The organism is Rhodanobacter terrae (assembly GCF_042657005.1).
Lineage (GTDB): Bacteria > Pseudomonadota > Gammaproteobacteria > Xanthomonadales > Rhodanobacteraceae > Rhodanobacter > Rhodanobacter terrae.
Window position 1 is genome coordinate 16883 of record NZ_JBHSNG010000022.1, and the last position, 21494, is coordinate 38376.

At 67.4% G+C, this 21494-nt stretch carries 16 protein-coding genes; 7 read left to right on the plus strand and 9 right to left on the minus strand.

The window, feature by feature from the left end; all coding sequences use genetic code 11:
* The first annotated feature begins 218 nt into the window (after window positions 1–218).
* Entirely contained in the window at window positions 219–4673 is a 4455-nt protein-coding gene (gltB, locus tag ACFPPB_RS16270) for a glutamate synthase large subunit (RefSeq protein WP_377328985.1), read from the plus strand.
* Between the two features lie 109 nt (window positions 4674–4782).
* On the plus strand, window positions 4783–6228 hold the full coding sequence (locus tag ACFPPB_RS16275; RefSeq protein ID WP_377328987.1) for a glutamate synthase subunit beta: 1446 nt from the start codon (window positions 4783–4785) through the stop codon (window positions 6226–6228).
* A 28-nt stretch (window positions 6229–6256) separates the two neighbouring features.
* Here the strand turns inward: ACFPPB_RS16275 and ACFPPB_RS16280 are convergent, their stop codons facing one another.
* Window positions 6257–7021: a class I SAM-dependent methyltransferase gene (locus tag ACFPPB_RS16280; protein WP_377328989.1), complete on the minus strand. Its 765-nt coding sequence runs from the start codon at window positions 7019–7021 to the stop codon at window positions 6257–6259.
* Between the two features lie 76 nt (window positions 7022–7097).
* Here ACFPPB_RS16280 and ACFPPB_RS16285 point away from each other — a divergent pair, with 76 nt between their 5' ends.
* The 4 genes from ACFPPB_RS16285 to ligB all read left to right on the plus strand — a co-directional run bounded on the left by ACFPPB_RS16285 (window position 7098) and on the right by ligB (window position 11566).
* A complete protein-coding gene (locus tag ACFPPB_RS16285) occupies window positions 7098–7931 on the plus strand; it encodes a helix-turn-helix transcriptional regulator (RefSeq protein WP_377328991.1) in 834 nt (277 codons plus the stop codon).
* Between the two features lie 32 nt (window positions 7932–7963).
* Window positions 7964–8839, plus strand: a complete 876-nt coding sequence (locus ACFPPB_RS16290) for a methylglyoxal synthase (RefSeq protein ID WP_377328993.1) — start codon at window positions 7964–7966, stop codon at window positions 8837–8839.
* A 159-nt stretch (window positions 8840–8998) separates the two neighbouring features.
* On the plus strand, window positions 8999–9772 hold the full coding sequence (locus tag ACFPPB_RS16295; protein ID WP_377328995.1) for an NRDE family protein: 774 nt from the start codon (window positions 8999–9001) through the stop codon (window positions 9770–9772).
* Window positions 9773–9871: 99 nt separating this feature from the next.
* A complete protein-coding gene (ligB, locus tag ACFPPB_RS16300; protein ID WP_377328997.1) occupies window positions 9872–11566 on the plus strand; it encodes an NAD-dependent DNA ligase LigB in 1695 nt (564 codons plus the stop codon).
* Between the two features lie 3 nt (window positions 11567–11569).
* On the opposite strand, the gene ACFPPB_RS16305 is transcribed toward ligB, so the two are convergent.
* The 7 genes from ACFPPB_RS16305 to dinG all read right to left on the minus strand — a co-directional run bounded on the left by ACFPPB_RS16305 (window position 11570) and on the right by dinG (window position 17400).
* Window positions 11570–11971, minus strand: a complete 402-nt coding sequence (locus ACFPPB_RS16305) for a YchJ family protein (protein WP_377328999.1) — start codon at window positions 11969–11971, stop codon at window positions 11570–11572.
* Window positions 11972–12027: 56 nt separating this feature from the next.
* Complete coding sequence (locus ACFPPB_RS16310) at window positions 12028–12627, minus strand: DUF938 domain-containing protein (RefSeq protein WP_377329001.1); 600 nt, start codon at window positions 12625–12627, stop codon at window positions 12028–12030.
* 2 nt (window positions 12628–12629) lie between these two features.
* Window positions 12630–13682, minus strand: coding sequence for an STAS-like domain-containing protein (locus ACFPPB_RS16315; RefSeq protein ID WP_377329003.1), 1053 nt, complete (start codon window positions 13680–13682; stop codon window positions 12630–12632).
* Between the two features lie 107 nt (window positions 13683–13789).
* Entirely contained in the window at window positions 13790–13987 is a 198-nt protein-coding gene (locus ACFPPB_RS16320) for a hypothetical protein (RefSeq protein ID WP_377329004.1), read from the minus strand.
* Window positions 13988–14091: 104 nt separating this feature from the next.
* Window positions 14092–14670 (minus strand): NnrU family protein, encoded by a 579-nt coding sequence (locus ACFPPB_RS16325; protein ID WP_377329007.1) that lies wholly within the window; start codon window positions 14668–14670, stop codon window positions 14092–14094.
* Window positions 14671–14722: 52 nt separating this feature from the next.
* Window positions 14723–15298: a HutD/Ves family protein gene (locus ACFPPB_RS16330; RefSeq protein ID WP_377329009.1), complete on the minus strand. Its 576-nt coding sequence runs from the start codon at window positions 15296–15298 to the stop codon at window positions 14723–14725.
* Window positions 15295–17400, minus strand: coding sequence for an ATP-dependent DNA helicase DinG (gene dinG, locus ACFPPB_RS16335; RefSeq protein WP_377329011.1), 2106 nt, complete (start codon window positions 17398–17400; stop codon window positions 15295–15297). The genes ACFPPB_RS16330 and dinG overlap by 4 nt, the downstream gene beginning before the upstream one ends.
* A 243-nt stretch (window positions 17401–17643) precedes the next feature.
* On the opposite strand from dinG, the gene ACFPPB_RS16340 reads away from it, so the two are divergent.
* Entirely contained in the window at window positions 17644–20598 is a 2955-nt protein-coding gene (locus tag ACFPPB_RS16340) for a bifunctional diguanylate cyclase/phosphodiesterase (RefSeq protein WP_377329012.1), read from the plus strand.
* A 6-nt stretch (window positions 20599–20604) separates the two neighbouring features.
* On the opposite strand, the gene ACFPPB_RS16345 is transcribed toward ACFPPB_RS16340, so the two are convergent.
* On the minus strand, window positions 20605–21258 hold the full coding sequence (locus tag ACFPPB_RS16345) for a DsbA family oxidoreductase (protein WP_377329014.1): 654 nt from the start codon (window positions 21256–21258) through the stop codon (window positions 20605–20607).
* Window positions 21259–21494 lie beyond the last annotated feature (236 nt).

The following is a 21494-nucleotide window of genomic DNA, read 5'->3' on the forward strand; positions in this document are numbered from 1 at the left end:
GTACGGGAATTGCAGGCCGTCACGAAGACCGAGGCGCCGCGCCCGTTTGCACTGCCGGAAATACCACCGCCCGGCGGCGATCGGCATATGGAAGTTTAGCCGTCCAAATAAATATTTTGACGCGACGCAGCAACTGTGTTCTAGTCGGAGTCGATTCTGCGCAAAAACGATCGGTGCCACCTGGTATCGCGGCAGCCTGCGCAGGCCGGAGGGCGGTGATGGCAGCTAGCGGCACGGCAACGTTGTATGACCCGGCTTTCGAGCACGACAGCTGTGGCTTCGGCCTGGTCGCGCAGCTCGACGGGCACGCCAGCGCGGCGCTGGTCGATACCGCGTTTGCCGCACTGGCGAAACTTTCCCACCGCGGCGGTGTGAACGCCGACGGCATCAGCGGCGACGGTTGCGGCGTGCTGATCCATCATCCTGCGCCCTGGCTACGCGCGCTGGCCACCGAGGCCGGCATCGTGCCGGCCGAACGCTTCGCTGCCGGACTGGTGTTCCTCGATCCGGCGGGCGGCGAGACCGCGGCGATCGAGTTCGAGCGTCATCTGGCCGAGGCCGGTCTGCCGCTGGCGGGCTGGCGCGAGGTGGCGATCGACCGGCAGGCCTGCGGCCCGCTGGCCAGCGCAACCTGCCCGCGCGTGCGCCAGGTATTCGTGAATGCCGCGGTCGGCATGGATGATGACGCTTTCGAGCGTGCGCTGTTCCGCGCGCGCCGGCGCGCCGAAACGGCGCTGGCGGACGATCCGGAGTTCTACGTGGTGAGCCTGTCCGCGCAGGTGATCGGCTACAAGGCGATGGCCGCGCCGGGCCGGCTGCGCGAGGTGTTCGCGGATCTGCGGCATCCCGCGCTGGCGAGCGACGCGGTGGTGTTCCACCAGCGCTTCTCCACCAACACCACGCCGCAGTGGCGGCTGGCCCAGCCGTTCCGCCTGCTCGCGCACAACGGCGAGATCAACACCATTCGCGGCAACCGCCGCTGGATGCAGGCGCGCGAGGCAGTGCTGCGTTCGCCGTTGCTCGACCTGACCGACATCGGCCCGTTGGTGCGCCAGACCGGCTCGGATTCGGAAAGCCTGGACAATGCGCTGGAAGTGCTGCTGGCCGGTGGCCTCGACATGCTCACGGCGATGCGCGTGCTGGTTCCTCCGGCGTATGCGGCGCGCGAGGATCTGGACGAAGACCTCACCGGTTTCTACGAGTACTACGCGCTGCACAGCGAACCGTGGGACGGCCCGGCCGGACTGGTGATGTGCGACGGCCGCTACGCCGTGTGCACGCTCGATCGCAACGGCCTGCGTCCGGCGCGCTGGGCGCTGTCCGACGACAACCACCTGATCGTCGCCTCCGAGGCGGGCCTGTGGGACGTGCCGCCGGCTCGCGTGGTGGCGAAGGGCCGGCTCGGGCCGGGCCAGATGCTGGCGGTGGATTTCGCCAACCATCGTCTGCTGCATGACGCCGACATCGACGCGATCAACCGCAGCCGCGCGCCGTTCCGCGACTGGCTGCGCGCCGGCGTCAGCTATCTGGAATCGGACCTGATCGATCCGAGCCTCGCCGCCGAGCCGTTGCCGGCGAACGAGTTGCGCCGCTTCCAGAAACTCTACGGGCTCAGCCGCGAGGAGCGTGAGAGCGTACTCAAGGTGCTGGCCGAAACCGAGGCCGAGGCCACCGGCGCGATGGGCGACGACACGCCGATGGCGGCGCTGTCGCGGCAGGTGCGGCCGCTGTTCGACCGCTTCCGCGAAGGCTTTGCCCAGGTCACCAATCCGCCGATCGATCCGTTGCGCGAACGGCTGGTCATGTCGCTGGTCACCCAGTTCGGCCGCGAGGGCAACTTGTTCGAGCTGTCGGCCGACAACGCGAAGCAGGTTCTGCTGAATTCTCCGATCTGCTCGCAGCGCAAGTTGCGCCAGCTGCTTGCCCTGCCGCAGTTCGTCAACGCGACGGTGCAGATCGACCTGTGCTATCCGCTGGGCGAAGGACTGGAGGCGGCGCTGCGCCGTTTCTGCCGCGAAGCGGAGCAGGGCGTGCGCGCCGGCGCCGGCATGGTTTTCATCACCGACCGCTATCCGAACAAGGACACCTTGCCGGCGCATGCGCTGCTGGCGGTGGGTGCGATCCACGCGCACCTGATCGAGACCGGCCTGCGCTGCCAGTGCAACCTGCTGGTGGAAACCGCCACCGCGCGCGACGCGCACCAGTTCGCCTGCCTGATCGGTTTCGGCGCCACGGCGATCTACCCGTGGCTGGCCTACCAGAGCCTGTTCGAGCTGGGCCGTGACGGCCACATCAAGCGCGGCGACGGCACTCCGCGCGAGATCGGCCGAAGCTACCGTCGCGGCATCCGCAAGGGGTTGCTGAAGATCCTGTCGAAGATGGGTATTTCCACCGTCGCCGGTTATCGCGGCGCGCAGCTGTTCGAGATCGTCGGCCTGGCGCCCGAAGTGGTGGCGCTGTGTTTCGCGGGCACGCCATCGCGGGTCGGCGGCGCGGGTTTCGCGGATCTCGAGCATGACCAGCGCCTGCTGGCGGCCGAAGCGTGGAACGAGGCGCAGCCGCTGCGCGCCGGCGGCATCTACAAGTTCGTCCACGGCGGCGAATACCACATGTACAACCCGGACGTGATCGACACCTTGCAGAAGGCGGTGCGCACCGGCGAGATGGCTGATTACCGCCGCTACGCGCAACACGTCGACGTGCGCCCGCCGTCCGCGCTGCGCGACCTGCTGCAGCCCCGTGCCGCCGGCATCGCGATTCCGCTCGAGGAAGTCGAGCCGGTCGAGGCGATCCTCAAGCGTTTCGATTCGGCCGGCATGTCGCTCGGCGCGTTGTCCCCGGAAGCGCACGAGGCGCTGGCGATCGCGATGAACCGGCTCGGCGGCCGCAGCAACTCCGGCGAGGGCGGCGAAGATCCGGCCCGCTACGGCACCGAGAAGACCTCGAAGATCAAGCAGGTTTCCTCCGGCCGCTTCGGCGTCACCGCCGAGTACCTGATCAACGCCGAAGTGCTGCAGATCAAGATCGCGCAGGGCGCCAAGCCCGGCGAGGGCGGCCAGCTGCCCGGCCACAAGGTGGACGCCACCATCGCGCGGCTGCGTTATGCCAAACCCGGCATCGGCCTGATCTCGCCGCCGCCGCATCACGACATCTACTCGATCGAGGACCTCGCGCAGTTGATTCACGACCTCAAGGAAGTGAACCCGACCGCGCTGATCTCGGTGAAACTGGTCTCGCATGCCGGCGTGGGCACGGTCGCCGCTGGCGTGGTGAAAGCCGGTGCCGATCTGATCACCATCTCCGGCCACGACGGCGGCACCGGCGCCAGTCCGCTCACCTCGATCAAATACGCCGGCACGCCATGGGAACTGGGCGTAGCCGAGGCGCAGCAGACGCTGCGTCGCAATGGCTTGCGCGGACGCGTGAGGCTGCAGACCGACGGCGGCCTGAAGACCGGCCTCGACGTGATCAAGGCGGCGATGCTCGGTGCGGAGAGCTTCGGCTTCGGCACCGGTCCGATGGTGGCGCTGGGCTGCAAATATCTGCGCATCTGCCATCTCAACAATTGCGCCACCGGCGTGGCCACGCAGAACGAAGTGCTGCGCAAGGAGTACTTCATCGGCTTGCCGGAAATGGTGATGAACTACTTCCGCTTCGTCGCCGAGGATGTGCGCGAACACCTGGCCGCACTCGGTGTGCGCAGTCTCGGCGAGCTGGTCGGTCGCAGCGACCTGTTGACCCAGACCGAGGGCAGCACGCCGGTGCAGAAGCAGCTGGATCTGTCCCGGCTGATCGCCGAAGACGGTCTCGGCGTCACCGTGGACAGCGCCTGCACGTTGCCGCGCAATCCGATGCGCGACGAAGCGGCGCTGGCCACGCGCATCGCCAACGATGCCGCGCCGCTGGTGGAGCTGGGCAGCGGCGGCACCTTCCGCTATGCGATCGCCAACACCGATCGCACGATCGGCGCACGCCTGTCCGGCGACGTGGCGCGGCGCTGGGGCGATCACGGCATGATCGAGCCGATCACCTTGCAGCTGGAAGGCAGCGCCGGACAGAGTCTTGGTGCGTGGAACACCGGCGGCGTGCAGATCGACCTCACCGGCGAGGCGAACGACGGCGTCGGCAAGGGCATGACCGGCGGCCGCATCATCGTCCGGCCGTCGCCGGAGTCGCCATTCGCCAGCCAGGACGCGGCGATCCTCGGCAACACCTGCCTGTACGGCGCCACCGGCGGCGAGCTGTTCGCCGCGGGACGCGCCGGCGAGCGCTTCGGCGTGCGCAACTCCGGTGCGCTGGCGGTGATCGAAGGCGCCGGCGACCACTGCTGCGAATACATGACCGGCGGCGTGGTCGCCGTGCTCGGTTCCTGCGGGCTGAATTTCGGCGCGGGCATGACCGGCGGCTTCGCCTATGTGCTCGATCTCGAACGCGCCTTCGTCGATTGCTACAACCACGAGCTGGTCGACATCGTGCGCATCTCGCCGGAAGGCATGGAGCATTACATGCAGCATCTGCGCGGGCTGATCGCACGCCACGCCGAACTCACCGGCAGCGCTTGGGCGCGCCACCTGCTGAGCGATTTCCGGGGGCTGCTTCAGCGCTTCTGGCTGGTCAAACCGAAGGCGGCGAGCCTGGCCGCGCTGGCTGACGAATTGCGGAGGGCGGCATGAAGGGCGAGAAAAGAGTGGAGAGAAGTGAGAAACGAGAGAGAGGCGCCGCCACTCTTGCCACGCTTTTACTCATTTCTCACTCCTCTTCACTCACTTCTGGATTCCGGCCATGAGCGACAAACTGTTCCGCTTCCTCGACCTGCCGCGACAGCCGCCCAAGGCGGTGCCGGTGGCGATCCGCGTGCTCGGCTACGGCGAGATCAGCGGCGATTTCGCGCCGCCGTCGTCCGCGGTGGGCCAGGCCGAGCGCTGTCTCGACTGCGGCAACCCGTATTGCGAGCATGCCTGCCCGGTACACAACTACATTCCTGACTGGCTCAAGCTGGTACAGGACGGACGCCTGTTCGAGGCGGCTACCTTGATGCACGAGACCAACCCGTTGCCGGAAATCTGCGGTCGGGTATGTCCGCAGGACCGTCTGTGCGAAGGCGCCTGCACACTGGAGCAGGGCGGTTTCGGCTCGGTGACGATAGGCAGCATCGAGCGCTCGATCACCGACGAGGCGTTCCGCCAGGGCTGGCGACCGGATCTGTCCGGCGTGGCGGAAACCGGCCGCCGCGTGGCCGTGGTAGGCGCCGGTCCGGCCGGCTTGTCGTGCGCGGATCGTCTGCGCCGCGCCGGCATCGCCGTGGACGTGTTCGATCGCCAGCGCGAGATCGGTGGCCTGCTCACCTTCGGCATCCCGCCGTTCAAGCTGGACAAGAGCGTGATACGCACGCGCCGCGAGGTGCTCGAAGGCATGGGCGTGCAGTTCCAGCTCGGCGTGGAGATCGGCCGCGACATCGCGTTCGAGCAGCTCCTGGCCGACTACGACGCGGTGTTCATCGGCACCGGCGCGTACACCTTCGTCGACGGCGAGTTGCCGGGGCGCGAGCTCGCCGGCGTGCACGACGCGCTGCCGTTCCTGATCGCCAACGCGAACCGCCTGCTCGACGACCTGCCGGTGCCGCCCGCGCTCGATCTCAACGGCAAGCACGTGGTGGTGCTGGGCGGCGGCGATACCGGCATGGACTGCAACCGCACCTCGATCCGCCTCGGCGCAGCCTCGGTCACCTGCGTCTACCGTCGCGACGAGGGGAGCATGCCCGGCTCACGCCGCGAGGTGGCTTACAGTCGCGAGGAAGGCGTGCGCTTCCTGTTCCAGCGTCAGCCGCTGGGGATCCTGGGCGAGGGCGGTCGGGCGCGCGCGGTGCGCGTGGTGACCACCGAGCTGATCGACGACGGCGACGGCCGCCCGCGGCCGCGCAACGTGGAAGGCAGCGAGGCCGAGCTGCGTGCGGACGTGGTGATCCAGGCCTTCGGCTTCCGTCCCAGCCCGCCGGCCTGGTGCGCCGAGTACGGCATCGAACTGGACTGCAGCGGCCGCATCCTGGCTGGCGGCACCGGCCGCCTGCCGTTCCAGACCGGTCATCCGCAGGTGTTCGCCGGCGGCGACAACATGCGCGGTGCCGACCTGGTGGTGCGCGCGGTGCACGACGGCCGCGAGGCCGCCGCGGCGATCGCGCAGATGCTGCAGGAAGCGACGGTGGCTGCGTTCGCGCATGCCCATGCCTGATGCAGGCGGCCGCGTCGCATGCGTCGCCTCAGGCGGCGCGTGCGACCAGGGCGAGCGTGTCGAGCGTGAAGCTGCCGTCGGCGGCGATCGCGAAATGCCGGTGCACTTCCTCGGGCGCATGGGCTTGCAGGCTGCGGATCGCCGCGACGTGCTCGCCGCTGGTGCGCGTGCGTGCCACCCAGTCGTCGAAGCGCAGCGGCAGCCGGCGCGGCGTGAGGCTGTCGATGGCAAAGCCGGCACGGGCCAAGGCGGCGACCCATTCGGCCGTGCGGTAATTGCGCACGTGCGACATGTCGCGCAGCAGTTCGAGCGTCTGCAGCCAGCTGTCCAGCAAGGCATCCTGTGGCGCCACCACGTCGATGAAGATTGCCCGACCGCCCGGCTTCAGCACTCGTCGGGCTTCGCGCAGGCCGGCATCGCGGTCCTGCCAGTGATGCGTGGTGAAGCGCGCCACCACGACGTCGAAGCGGGCGTCGGCGAACGGCAGCCGTTCCGCCGGCGCGCGCTGTATCGCGATGTTGCCCAGGCCGCGTTCGGCGGCAGTGGCCTGCACCGTGGCCAGCATGCTCTCGGTGAGATCGCAGGCGATCACCTCGGCCACCAGCGGCGCCGCGCGGTAGCTGACGTGTCCGCCGCCGCAGCCGAGGTCGAGCACATGCGCATCGTGCCGCCCCTGCAGTTCGGTTTCGATCTGGTCCAGGTCGGCACCGCTGCGATGCACTTCGCTGCTGAGGTAGTCCTGCGCGCGCGGGCCGTACTGTTCGGCCACGAAGGTGGGCTGGGAAGGGGGCATGCGATGCGCTCCGTCATGGTGTGGCGGCATTCTGGCGCCGGCGCAGCAGCCATGTAAGTTGCGCGATCATCCCGGTATGAATACTTCCCCTCTCGTTGCCGATAACGAATTGCGCCATGCGCTGGGGCGCTTCCTGAGGGCGCGCCGCGAGGCGACGCCGCCGGTTGTCGCAGGCCTCGCTGCGGCGTCGGCTCGGCGCCGAACGCCGGGCCTGCGGCGCGAAGAGGTGGCGCAGCTGGCCGACATCAGCACGACCTGGTACACCTGGCTCGAACAAGGGCGGGGAATTTCGCTGTCCGGTGCGGCGCTGGCGCGGCTGGCCGAGGTGTTCCGGCTTTCACCGGCCGAGCGCAGCTACCTGTTCGAACTCGCGCGCCGCCATGATCCCGCACCACCAGTTTCCCCCTGCGATCAGGCCGTGCCGCGCGAGCTGCGCGACGCGGTGCTGGCGTTGCCGATGCCGGCCTACCTGCTCGACCGCGCATGGCGGCTGTGCGCATGGAATCTCGCGGCGGCCGATCTGTTTTCGCCATGGCTGGCCAGCGGCGAGGCCTGCCTGCTGCGTTTCGTCTTCCTCGATCCGCTGGCGCGCGGGTTCATTTGCGACTGGGCAGCGCGAGCCCGCCGGCTGGTGGCCGAATTCCGCGCCGACACCGCGCTGTACCCCGACGACGCAGGCTTGCTCGCGCTGGTGGCTGGGTTGCGGCAGGCGAGCGCGGCGTTCGACGACTACTGGGGCCGGCACGACGTGCTGGCCCGCGAGGGTGGGCGGCGCGCCTTCGAGCACCCCCGCCACGGCCGGGTCGTGCATGATCAGATAACGCTGGTGCCCACGGGCGGCCCCGATCACAAACTTGTCCTGTTGATGCCCGTCAGTGACGACGGCGCAGGTCGAGACGAAAGATACTGAAGAACCTCTCCCATCACGACGGAGCATGCACGATGCGTTTGGGTCTTGCCGCCAATCAGTTGCACCACGGTCACGGCGATGCCGCGCTGTTCCGCTGGCTGCGCGCGTGCGAACCGGGCATCCGCGAGCTGGGCATCGGCTTCGGCGCGGTGGGGCGCACCTACGATGCCATCGTGCGTGCCGGCTGGCTGGCCGATTACCCCGCGCTGCAGCGTTTTCCGAATGGCCGCGAAGGCGGACTGATGAAACTGGTGGCCGAGGTGGTCGGCCTGGACGACGGTGCGCGCGTGCTGGATGGTGCGATCTACCTGATCGATCCGGTCGATCCGTCGTCGGTGTTCCCCGAGGCGGCGGCGCTGAAGCGCCAGTGCGTGATCCACGGCAAGCCGTTCATTTCGACGGTGGCCTCGGCGCGCGACTGGATCGAGATGGAGCGCATCCATGCGGGGCTGGCGCCCGATCCGGGCGCGGACGTGTTTCATCGGCTGGAGTCGCGCACGCTGGCGCTGATCGCGCACGACGCGATGAAGCCGCAGATGCTGGCCTTCGCCGCGGAGCACTTCGATCTGTTGTCGCGGTATGCCCACCGCGTCGCCACCGGCACCACCGGCCAGCGCCTCAACGAACTGGCGTGGAGCCGCGGCTGGCCGGCTGATCGGGCCTGGGTGCAGCGGTACCAGAGCGGCCCTATGGGCGGCGACGCGCAGATCGCGGACCTGGTGCTCGAACGCCGCTGCCATCGCGCGATCTTTTTCGAGGACCCGCACGTGGCCCGCCAGCACGAAGCCGACATCCAGCTGCTGGAACGCGCGGTGACCACGCGTACCGACGAAGCCGTATGCATCACCTCGCCCCGGGTGGCGGCGCGCTGGGTCGAGGCGGCAAGGCTAAGATGCAGAAATGAGTGAAGAGGAGAGAGGAGTGAGAGCACAGACGACATGCATCGGGCAAAGGCCGTTGCGACAAGGCATGCCTGCCGACGATAGAGGGCGTGCGCGCCAGGCGTCCTGCCTGGTTGCGCGTTCACCTCTCTCTCTTCTCGCTCCTCTTCACTCGCTTCTCGCCCCATGTGCCTGATCGCCTTCGCCTGGCACAGCCATCCGCGCTGGCGCCTGCTGCTGGCCGGCAACCGCGACGAATTCCACGCGCGGCCGAGCACGGCACTGGCGCGCTGGGATGATGCGCCGATCACCGGTGGCCGCGATCTCGAGGCGGGGGGCACCTGGCTTGGCGTCACCGAAAGCGGACGCTGCTGCGTGGTGACCAACGTACGCGATCCGCGCGATCCGCAACTGGGCGTTTCGCGTGGCCTGCTGGCGACCGACTATCTCACCGGCAGTGCAGGCGCGTCGGCTCACGCGCAGGAACTGCTGCGCTCGGCCGCGTCGTACCGGCCGTTCAACCTGCTCACCTTCGATGCACGCGACGCGTTCTACCTGGGCAATCGCCCCGAGTCGCGCGCGCAGGCGGTGACGCCTGGCGTACATGGCTTGTCGAATGCCGACTTCAACACGCCGTGGCCGAAGACGCGCGCCTTGATGCAACACCTGCAGCACTGGGTCGACATGGGCGATGACGCGAATTTCGCGCCGCTGTTCGCGGCGCTCGCCGATGAGCAGGTGGCGCCCGATGAGCAGTTGCCGGATACCGGCATCGGACTGGAACGCGAGCGCCGGTTGTCGGCCGCGTTCATTCGTGGCGAGGCCTACGGCACCCGGGCCAGCACCGTGGTGGCGATCGGCCACGACGGCCGCGGCATGATCGTCGAACGCCGGTTCGGACCGAATGGCAGCTTCGAAGGCGAGACGATGCTGCGCTTCGCCGATTCATCGCCGACGTAGCATCCCGCCTACGCCTACGCGCTCCTTCGGCATCGCCGGCTGCCTGTGTGGCCGGCTGCTGGCTAGCCTGCCCGCAACGTCGACGGATGGGAGCGATGCATGCTCAAGGAAATGCTGTTGCCGATGATCGGCCTCGCGTTGTTCGCCACTGGTGCCGCCCGCGCATCCGACTGCCCCGCCTGGTCGCCGACGCAAGCGGGGCAGGAGCTGGGTGCGTTGCACGACCGGCTGGATCGCTGGAATCACGCGTACCGGGTCGACGGGCAATCGCCGGTCGACGACGCGGTCTACGACCAGGCGCAGAAGCGTCTGGCGCAATGGAGCCGCTGCTTTCCCGCACAGGCGCCAGCGCCGCTTGCGCACCTGGCCGATGCCGGCGGCAGCACAAGGTCGCCGGTGGCGCAGACCGGCCTGGCCAAGTTGGCGGACGCCGCGGCGCTGGCGGCGTGGATGCGCGAGCGTGGCAACAGCGACCTGTGGGTGCAGCCCAAGGTCGATGGCGTGGCGGTGACCTTGCTGTATATGGACGGCCAATTGCGCCAGGCGACCAGTCGCGGCGACGGCATCCGCGGTTCGGACTGGCTGGCCAGGGCGCGGCGCATCGACGCCATTCCCAAGCACCTGCCGCATGCGCCCGCGCGCGTGGTGTTGCAGGGCGAAATCTACTGGCGCCGGCCCGGCCACGTGCAGGCCAGCGATGGCGGCGCCAACGCGCGCTCCGCCGCGGCCGGCGCGCTGGCGCGCGACACGCTTGACGCCGACACCGCCGCGCAGATCGGGCTGTTCGTGTGGGACTGGCCCAGCGGCCCGGCCGACATGCCGGCCCGCCTGGCCGGGCTGGCCGCGATGGGCCTGGCCGACAGCGTGACGTATACGCGTCCCGCCGCATCGCTGGACGACGTGCGGCGACAGCGTGAGCAGTGGTACCGCGGCGCGATGCCGTTTGCCGCCGATGGCACGGTGGTGCGTCAGGGTCGTCGACCGCCGGCCAACGCGTGGGAAGCGGTGCCGCCGGACTGGGCGGTGGCATGGAAGTATCCGGCAGCGTCGGCCCTGGCCGAAGTGCGTGCGGTGGTCTTCACGATCGGTCGCAGTGGCCGCATCACGCCGGTGCTGGAACTGGTACCGGTGCAGTTGGACGATCATCGCGTGCAGCGGGTCAGCGTCGGTTCGCTGCAACGCTGGCGGCAACTGGATATCCGGCCCGGCGACCAGATCGAGTTGGCGCTCGCCGGGCTGACCATTCCCCGCCTGCAATCGGTGGTATGGCGCACGCAGCAACGCGCGGTGGTGACGCCACCGGATCCGCAGGCCTATGGCCGCCTGAGCTGCTGGCGGGCGGTGCCGGGCTGCGAACAGCAATTCCGCGCGCGGCTGCTGTGGCTGGGCGGCAAGCAGGGCCTGCAAATGGACGGCCTCGGCGCCGATACCTGGCAGGCGCTGATCGATGCCGGCCTGATCCACGGCCTGCTCGACTGGATGAAGCTGACCCCGGCGCAACTCGCCACCGTGCCGGGTTTCGGTTCGACACGCGCCGCGGCAGTGGCACAGACTTTTGCTGAAGCACGCGACCGTCCCTTTGCACGCTGGCTGCGAGCGCTGGGAGTGCCGGTCGATAGCGCTGCCGGCGCATCGTCGGATTGGACGGCGTTGAGCCACCGTGACGCGGACGACTGGCAATCGCTGGATGGCATCGGCGCCGGTCGGGCGGATCAGCTGGTCGAATTCTTCAGCCACCCCGACATACGCGCTCTGGCGGCGCGACTGCAGGCGGCCGGCGTAGAGGGATTCTGAGCGTCAGCTATCGAGCTGGCCGTCGAGGTAGTACCAGCGACCGGCTTCGCGCACGAAGCGGCTGGTCTCGTGCTGCCGCTGTGCGCGGCCGCCACCGAGCCGATAACGGGCGACGAACTCGACGACGGCGTGGTCGTCGTCGCTTTGCTGGTGCTGGCGGATCTCCAGCCCCAGCCAGGTCGGCGCCGGCTGCTGCGCGGCCAGTCGCAGCGACACCGGGCGCGAGCTGGCGTGCCAGCTCGCCAGCAGGTAATCCTCCCGCTTGAGCACATAGGCGCTGTAGCGCGAACGCATCAGTTGCTCGGCCGTTGCGGCGGCGGCACCCTCGTGCAGCGGGCCGCAACATTGGGTGTAGCCGGCGGGGTTGCCGCAAGGGCAGGGGGTCTGTGTGTCGATCGACTTCATGCCGCCTTTGTACCCGCTTCGGCCCATTTGTGCAGGCGCGTCGTCGGGGTCGCCGTTCAGGCGCCGCGGCGGCGCCACACGAGGCAGCGATTGTTGGCCGGCATCGCGATATCGCCGATCAGGTTGAAGCTGGCCCTGCCTGCCAGCGCGTCCACCGCTCCGGCGTCGCGGATCGCCATGTGCGCGCCGCGAGCCCGCAGCCACTGATCGAAGGCGGCGTTGCTCTCGCTGCTGTAGCGGCCCTCGTCATTGAACGGGCCGTAGATGATCACGCTGGCGTCGTCGGTGGTTATCGTGGACAGCCGGGCGAACAGCAGCTCCACGTCGCGCCACGCCATGATGTGCAAGGTATTGGCGCTGAAGATCGCATCGAACCGCATCGCCGGCCAAGTGCCGGCCACATCGAATTCCAGCGGCGCAGGTGTGTTCGGCAGCGCCGCTTCGTCCAGCCAGGCGCGGATGCCCGGCAGGTTTTCCGCGCGATCCGAGCTCTGCCAGACCAGCTGCGACAGCGCCGCGGCGAAATACACCGCATGCTGACCGGTGCCGCTGCCGATCTCCAGCACATGCCGGCGATCGGCGAAGTGTTCACGCAGCACGCCGAGGATCGGCTCGCGATTGCGCTCGCAGGAGGGCGAGTGAGGTTTGATGGTCATAGTCAGAGCGAATCGCTTTCCGCATCGCGTGCGACTTCGGCGCGGCGAATCATCTGCTGAACCTCAGGAACCGCATGCGTCGGAACCAGGGTGACATCCGGGTGGTCGTGCGCGAAGACACGGAACACTTCATCCGCGAAGGCCTGGCCGATGCTGGTCACCGCTTCGAAGTCGAGCACCACGGTGCGGAACCGCTCTAGCCGTTGCATCAGGCGCTTGGCTTGCGAGCGGGAGATCAGGTTCTCGTCGCCGACCCGGGCCAGCCTGACCGGGACCACCGTTTTGGCGAAGGTGTAGTCGTCCGGGCCGCTGGAATATTGATCGAAGATTTCCCTGGCCGTCCTGGTGGCGTCGGTCCTGATTTCCATAAGCACGGTCGTGCCATGGCGGACATGGTGCATGTCGTTGTCGAAAAGCAGATCGTCGCCCGCTCCATCATCATGGTCGAAGACGAGGTCGCCAGAAGCGATCTGGAAGCGGTCGAACATGCGCGAAGTGAAAAACACACCCTCACCAGAATGGCGCCTTGGATCGGTGGTCAACTTTCCCTTTGAAAGCTCGAGCAGCGCCAGCCGTTCGTCGGGGAGCTCCAGTGCGCGAGTGATCTTGCGAAAAATGCCGATGCCATCGTCCGCCACCAGCATGGCAACCTGGCCGCCGTTGCGATCCACGAGGACCCTGAGGTGTTTTCCTTCGGAGTGATCGATGGCGTTATTGACCATTTCGGTAAGACCATGGTGGCTGATGTCCACGATGTTCGTCGGCAGGTCTTTCAGCAGCGGTGCGACATCACGTGCCCATACGCGATCCTCGGCGAGACCGTGCAATGGATAGCGAAAACTGGCTCGGCGGGAGGTGCCGAGACGATAGGTTGGCCGTGTCGTTCCGATTTTGGCCAAATAGCCTTCGCTAATCAGTGCGCGAGCCCGCGTGGCTACGGCAGCGCGGCTGAGGCCCAGCGTTTCGGCGACAACGGGCACCAGGTCGTTGGGATGGCTCCGGACCTGGGCCAGCAGCGAGGCGTCAATTTCCGCAGAACGACTGGGTCGGGCCATGGGACACCATAGAGTATGCGGCGCCTATTGGATAGTTATCCGACCCTATTGTAAAGTTACGAATGCCTCAGGCCAGCGACGTGCTGGTGTAAGGGGCGGCGCGGGTGTCAGACCGGCCGGCCGCGCAGCACGCGCGCCGGCAGCATCAACAGGGCGCCGAGGAAGGCGAACACCGCGCCCACGGTGATGCCGACCAGGCGCAGCGGCAGCAACAGCAGCCACACGATCGGATACAGCACCAGCGCCAGCAGCGCGAGCGGCCAGCAGAACACCAGCAGCAACAGCCAGAGCAGGAAAGCGGCCATGACACGACCTCGCGCGGGTGGGATGCGCGGACTTTAGCGCAGCCGGAGGCAAGTGCCCAGATGACTCTTGCCACCCCGGCCGTTCACGGTTCACGCCATGGGATTCACGTCATGGGATTCACGCCGATCAGCCACAAATGCAGCCATAACGCGAAGGCGAGCCACGCCACGACACCGATGACCACGGCCAGTACGTCACCTTTGAGCGAGCCGGCCGGATAGACGGTGCCGGCCAGGCGGTCGCGCCGACGCGATACCGCGAACAGCACGATCGCCCACGCCAGGAATGCGCCGAACAGCACCACGTCGTGCAGCATGCCGGTGGCCAGCAGGTGGCCGAATGCCCACACCTTCACCGCCAGCAGCTGCGGATGATGCAGTTTCGCCTTGATGCGGTTGCGCGGCACGCGCGCCGCGACAAACAGCACGAACGCGACCAGCGTGAACAGTGCATTGAGATGTCGCAACGGCAGCGGCGGCACATACAGCAGCACGGGATGCTGGCGGGCCAGCCCGAAGCCCCAGCAGATCAGCACGAAGCCGGTGAGCGACACCAGCGCGAACAGGCCTTTCCAGGGTTTCTCGCCCAGCCGGGCGATCTGCCGGCTGCGCCAGCCATCGGCGAAGATGCGCAGGGAATGCACCCCGAGAAAGATCAGCAGGCCGAGAATCAGCACGGACATGGCGGATACCTTGCGGAAGGGTGGGCCGAGTATAGGCGACTACCGGCTTCTGTCAGGTGCGGCTTCTGCCAGGTGCGTATCGCTCGATCCGGACGACCAGCGCCAGCGCGCCGTGTTGCAGGTGCAACTGGACCGGGCTCGCCGACGAAGGCCGCCACGCATCTCCTGCGTGCAGCGGACCTTCCGCGCTGTAGATCACGCTGCGGGCGCAGTAGACCAGCACGCTGGATGGATCAGGTTCGTGTGTTCCGGGCCCCCGCCAAACCAGGACTTCGCCACGGGCATGCTCACGGCGCACCATCAGGTTGAAATCGCGTGTCGGCCCATCCACCAGGTTCACCGCCACCTTGGTTTCGCCGGCAAATGCGAACGGCGCGAACGGCGTGGTCAATGGATGTATGCGGCCGTCGTCCAGCGTCATGGTGAAGCCGTTGCCGTCGAGCAACGCGATCTGCCGGTCGATGCCGGGGAAGCGGGAGAACGGCGCTGCACTGTCGACTTCGGCGATGCTCACGCGCCACAGGAAATCGTCGCTGCCGGCGCCGGGCGGATGGACAGCCATTTCGCGCGTGCTGCCGAGGCCGTTCTTCCACGGTTGCGACGGACAGTCGGACAGGCGGATGATCATGCGGTGCGCTCGATGATGCGCTGGAACGGCGGCAACGCCTTCAGCATGCCGCTGCCGTAGCGCTTGGTGACCACGCGGCGATCCAGCAGCACGATGCGGCCGCGATCGGTTTCGTTGCGGATCAATCGGCCGCAGTATTGCGTCAGCAGGCGCGTCGCCTCGGGAATGCTCACTTCGATGAACGGATTGCGCCCGCGCGATTCCAGCCATTCGGCATACGTAGCGCCGACCGGGTCGGTCGGCACGGCGAACGGCAGCTGGGTGATCACCACCGTCTCGCACAGCTTGCCCGGCAGGTCCAGGCCTTCGCCGAACGACGCCAGTCCGAACAGCGTGCTGCCCTTGCCCGCCTCGATGTCGGCGCAGTGTTCGGCGATCAGCTGGGACTTGCCCAGCGAACCCTGCGCGCGCACCTTGCGCACCTGCGCGATCGGCAGCTTCTGCAGCACGCGATCGAGTTTCACCCGCGAAGTGAACAGCACCAGATTGCCGGCGTCCCAGTCGAGATGTTTGGCCAGCCATTCGCTGATTTCCTCGGCATGCGCCTCGCGCGCGTCGGGCAAGGTGCGCATTGCCGGCACTTCCAGCCGTGCCTGCGCAGCGAGGTCGAACGGCGAGGGCAGGCTCAGGCATGCCGCGTCGTCGGGCAGGCCCACCGCATCGGCGAAGCCGCGGAAGTTGCCGCCCGCGCTCAATGTGGCCGACGTCAGCAATACGCCGCTGGCGTTGCCCCACAGCACGCTTTGCAGCAGGCCGCCGGCGGAGACTGCCGAGGCATGGCAGACCAGTTGCTGATCGCCGCCCAGCGTGACCCAGCGTGCCAGCGGTGGTGCGTCATCGGGATCTTCACTGGACCAGGCACGCCAGCAACTGGCCTGCTTGCCGATGCGCTCCAAAGCGATGCCAAGTTCGCGCGACAGCGCTTCCTGGGTCGGGCCGCCATCGGTCATTTCGACCACCGCGCGGCGCACCGCGGTCAGCCAGCGATGCACCTCGCCGGTATACATGCCGAGTACGCGCGCATGCTCCACCCAGGTTTCCGGCAACTGGCCCAGCGAGCCGCGATACATCGGCTCGGTTTCGGCCGGATCGGGCAGCCAGCCGAGGCGGATTTCCTTCTCCAGTTCCTCCAGCGTGTTGCTCAGTTCCTGCAGCTTCGAGTCGCCGGCATCCAGCGACAGCTTGCCCAGCGTCTGCTTGTCGGTCAGCGAATACGCCGCATGCACCTGCCGGCCGAGCCGGCTCAGCTGGCGCACGGTGACGTTCATGTAGACCTCGCTGGCGCCGCGGTCGATCGCCTTGCCCGGCACGTGATGGCCTTCGTCGAAGATGTACAGCGTCTCGTCCGGCCGCGGCAGGATGATCCCTCCCCAGCCCTCGTCCTCGCCCGGCATGGTGAGGTCGGCCAGCACCAGGTCCTGGTTCGCCACGATGATCTCGGCATCGTCCACCGCGCGGCGCGCGGCGAAGAACGGGCAGATCATGAACTGGCCGCACTTGCGCCCGGTGCAGCCGCCGGCGCTGGTGGTCACCATCGGGCGCAGCAGGTCGCTGACGGCTTCCGGCGCGCTGTCCATGTCGCCGTTCCACTCGTTTCGGTCGAACGCGGCGCGCAGTTTTGCCAGCGCCTGCTTGTCGCGCGCCTGCGGCGGTCTGGTCCACAGCGCCAGGTCCGCGTCGAAACCAGCCAGGCCCATCTGTGCGGCGTCGTTGATGCTGTTCGCCGCCATCATGAGGTTGCGCGGGCACAGGTAGCGACCGCGGCCCTTGGCCAGCGCCACCTTCGCCTCGATGCCGTTGAGCTGCAGGTACAGCGGGATATCGCGCTGCACCAGCTGTTCCTGCAGCGCCACCGTGGCGGTGGCGATCAGCAGCTTCTTCTTCTGGAAGCGCGCCACGGCCACGCCGGCGATCAGGTAGGCCATCGACTTGCCGGTGCCGGTAGGCGCCTCGACCACCGCCACGCCGCCGGCGCGGCCGAACGCCTTGGCCACCTCGGCGATCATCTTTCCCTGCGAGGCACGCGCGCGGAAGCCCGGCAGCCCGTCCTTCAGGCGTGCATAGGCGGCGCGGATGGCGTCTTTGGTGGTGTCGGCGAGCATGCTGGATCGAGAACCTGTGACGCGGATGACGCATGGAACCGGGCAGCGGCAACGGCTTGCGGGCAGACGCCTCGCGTCGGAAGCGCAGCCGGGCGTATGCAACTTCGGCAGTTTATCGGCATTGCGTGTGCGACCGCATATATATGCAGGCTCGCGGCAACCCGAGGCAAGCGTTGTTGCGCGGCATCGAAGGGGTATGCTAGCCGGCAGGCGTTGGCGGCCGTGCTCGGGGGAGCTCCACCAATGAAACACGCGGGTGCGGTTGAATCGACGCCGTCTGACGGCTCGTTGCAATTGAGCTGGCTGGCTCGGCTGACAGCGGGCAATACTCCCGAGGAAGTGGGCGCGACGATCGCCGCGCTGGCGCAGGCCCATCCGGGCTGCGCCGCGGCTTGCGTGCTGTGGGGTCTGGATCAGCCGGACCATCTTCACAATGCGCCGGTAACCCGGATCGACCCGACGGAGTGGCCGTGGCTGGATGAAGCCAGCCGCGCGGAAACACCGCACTGGCATCCGGATCGCCGTCGCGTCGCGATCCGCCTGTGCCAGCGGCCCGAGCCGGCGCTGCTGCTGCTGACCTTGCAGCCCGGTCGCGATGGCGCCGGCTTTCTCGACGAACTGGCGGCGCCGCTGCAATTCGCCGGTGAATATATGCGGCGGGCGCTGGAGTGGGGCGAGCTGCAGTATTCGCATCAGCAACTCGAGCGCTCCGAAACACTGCAGCGCGCACTTTTTGCAATCTCCGACCTGGCCGGTTCCGAACGCGACATGCCGGCGCTGCTGCGCGGCATCCACGCCATCGTCAGCACGCTGATGTACGCGGAGAATTTCTTCATCGTGCTGCGCAATGCCGAGCAGGACACGATCCGCTTCCTGTATTTCGTCGATGTCGAGGATCCGGAGCCGCCCGGCAACGGACAGGACATTCCGCTGAGCGCGATCGAATACACGCTGACCTGGTACGTGATCAGCGACGGCAACGCGCGCATGGGCAACGCCGAGGAGCTGCGCAGCCAGGTGCCTGGGCCGGTGGCGCTGATCGGCGTGGACAGCTACGACTGGCTCGGTGTGCCGATGTTGCGCGACGGCCAGCCGGGCGGCGCGCTCGTGGTGCAGAGCTATCGGCAGGATATCGGCTTCACCGACGAGGATCTGGCCCTGCTGGAGTTTGTCGGCAGCCATATCCTCACCGCGCTGGACCGCAAGCAGACCAAGGCCGATCTGGAGCAGCGGGTGCAGTTGCGCACCCTGCAGCTGGCCGAGGCCAATCGCGGGCTGCAACTGGAAATCCTGGAACGGCAACGCGCCGAATACCTGCAGTCGGCGCTGTTCCAGCTCGCCCAGCTGGCTACCGCCGATATCGACCAGGACGAGTTCTACCGGCGCGTGCACGCGGTGGTCGGCGAATTGCTGAATGCGGAGAATTTCTTCATCGCGCTGCTCTCCGATGATCGCCAGCGACTGACGTTTCCCTATGCCGTGGATGCCGTGAAGCGGCCGCCGGCCGAACGTCCGCTGGGCCGCGGCCTCAGCGAGTACGTATTGCGCCGCGGCACCGCATTGCGCGCCGACAACGCGGACATCGAAGAGCTCGACCGGCTGGGCGAGATCGCGCCGGGACGGATGGGTTCGCCCGCGATGTGCTGGCTGGGCGTGCCGCTGATCGTGGGCGACGAAGTGATCGGCCTGGTGACCGTGCAGAGCTACCGGCCCAGCGTGGTCTATGGCCCAGCCGATCAGGAGCTGCTCAGCTTCGTCGCCTCGCAGATCGCCAACAGCCTGACCCGCCGCCGCTCAGCCGAGTCGCTGAAGCGTGCCTACGAGCAACTCGAACTTCGGGTGGAAGAGCGCACGCTGGCATTGCGCAAGGAAATCATCGAACGCGAGCGCATGCAGGATCAGCTCCGTCACCAGGTGATGCACGATTCGCTGACCGGCTTGCCCAATCGCGGCTACCTGCGCGATCGCATCGATCGTGTGCTGGCTGCAATCCGGCGCGAGCCGCAGCAACGCTGTGCGCTGCTGTATCTGGACGTCGACCGCTTCAAGATCATCAACGACAGCCTGGGCCATCTGGCGGGCGACGAGGTGCTGAAAGAGGTGGCGACCCGGCTGGCCGGCTGCGTGCGCCATCCCGATCTGGTGGCGCGACTGTCCGGCGATGAATTCGCCATCCTGCTGGAAAACGTTGAACTGCCGGCCGATGCCACGGCGGTGGCACAACGCGTGATGCACGCACTGACCGCGCCGATGCAGATCATCGGCAAGGAACTGCAGGTGACCGCCAGCGTGGGTATCGCGATCGGCGACAGTCATTACGACGCGGCCGATGAGGTGCTGCGCGATGCCGATATCGCGCTGTACCGGGCCAAGGAACTGGGGCGCAAGCGGTTCGAGCTGTTCGACGAGACGCTGGCAAAGAACGTAGTCGACGTGCTGACGCTGGAAGGCGAGCTGCGTCAGGCATTGCAGCGCGATCAGTTCGAGCCGTACTTCCAGCCGATCTGTGCGATGAATGATGGCAAAGTGGTGGGCTACGAAGCGCTGATCCGCTGGAACCATCCGCAACGCGGCGTGCTGCGACCCGCCGACTTCCTGAAAATCGCCGAGGACAGCGGACTGATCGAGACGATCGATTGGCGCATGTTCGAACTCAGCTGTGAATTGTTGCTGCGGCACGGCCGTGCCGACATGTTCATGACTGTGAACGTTTCGGCCCTGCACCTGCGCCACGCCGATTTCGACGGACGCCTGATCCGTCTACTCGAACGCATCGGCCTGTCGCCGTCGCGGCTGGTGGTCGAGGTGACTGAAGGCGCGTTGCTGGACAACCCCGAGCGCGTTCGCGCCACGCTCGATCGCCTGCGCACGATCGGTGTCGGTGCCGCGCTGGACGATTTCGGCACCGGCTATTCCTCGCTGAGCTACCTGCACTCGCTGCCGCTGCGCATCCTGAAGATCGACCGTGCGTTCGTGCAGGAGCTGGACAAGGGCGCCAACACCAGCAGCACCACGGTAGTGGCGGCGATCCTCGCGCTGGCGCGCGCGCTGAACATCCAGGTCATCGCCGAAGGCATCGAAAGCGAAATCCAGTACGGTGCGTTGATGGCGATGGGCTGCGAGATGGGCCAGGGCTACCTGCTCGGTCACCCGTCGCCGATCGCGCACTGGTCGGAGCCGCGCGCAATCGACGCGTGAGCAGACTTATGTCGTGGCGGCAATCTGCCGCAACGCCTGTTCGAAAGCCTCCGGCGGCTGCCCGCCGGAGATCAGGTGCTGGCCATTGATGATCGTCGCCGGCACCGAATGGATGCCACGGCTCTGGAAGAACTGCTCCTGCGCGCGCACCTCGTTCGCGTAGGTGTCGCCGGCGAGGATCTGTCGCGCGTGCTGGATATCCAGGCCCACCTCGCCGGCCAGCCGCAGCAGCGTGTCATGCGCGCTGACGTCCTCGCCATCGGTGAAATAGGCGCGCAACAGCGCCTGCTTCAGGGCGAGGTGGCGACCTTCCAGCTCGGCCCAGTGCAGCAACCGGTGCGCGTCGAACGTGTTGTAGACGCGGCTGCGTCGATCCATGTTGAAGGTGAAGCCCAGCGCGGCGCCGCGCGCGCGGATCGACGCGCGGTTGGCGTCGATCTGGTCGGCCGTGCTGCCATATTTCCGCACCAGATGCTCGGTGGAATCCTCGCCCCCGGCGGCCATCTGCGGATTCAGCTCGAACGGCTGGAAATGAATCTCCGCCGCAACCTCGCCCTCCAGCTTCGCCAGCGCCTGCTGCAGCGAAGCGAGCCCGATCGCGCACCACGGGCAGGAGACATCGGAGACAAAGTCGATACGGATGATAGCGGGAGAGGTCATGGGGCGTCTGCCGTAGTGGAAGGCAGTGCAGAGGTTGGGGTGGCGTCGGCCGGTTCAAGGCGTTGAAACATGACATTGCCGGCGCGAAACGTCGCAACGGATGAGACGTCGCCGATTACACTGGGCGACCGTCCAGGCACCGTCGTGTCCGGACAACGAACGGCGGATATCCACATCGTGCACGTACTATCCCTGCAGACAAGCAACGAGACCTTGCCGGTCACCGTTCCGGGACT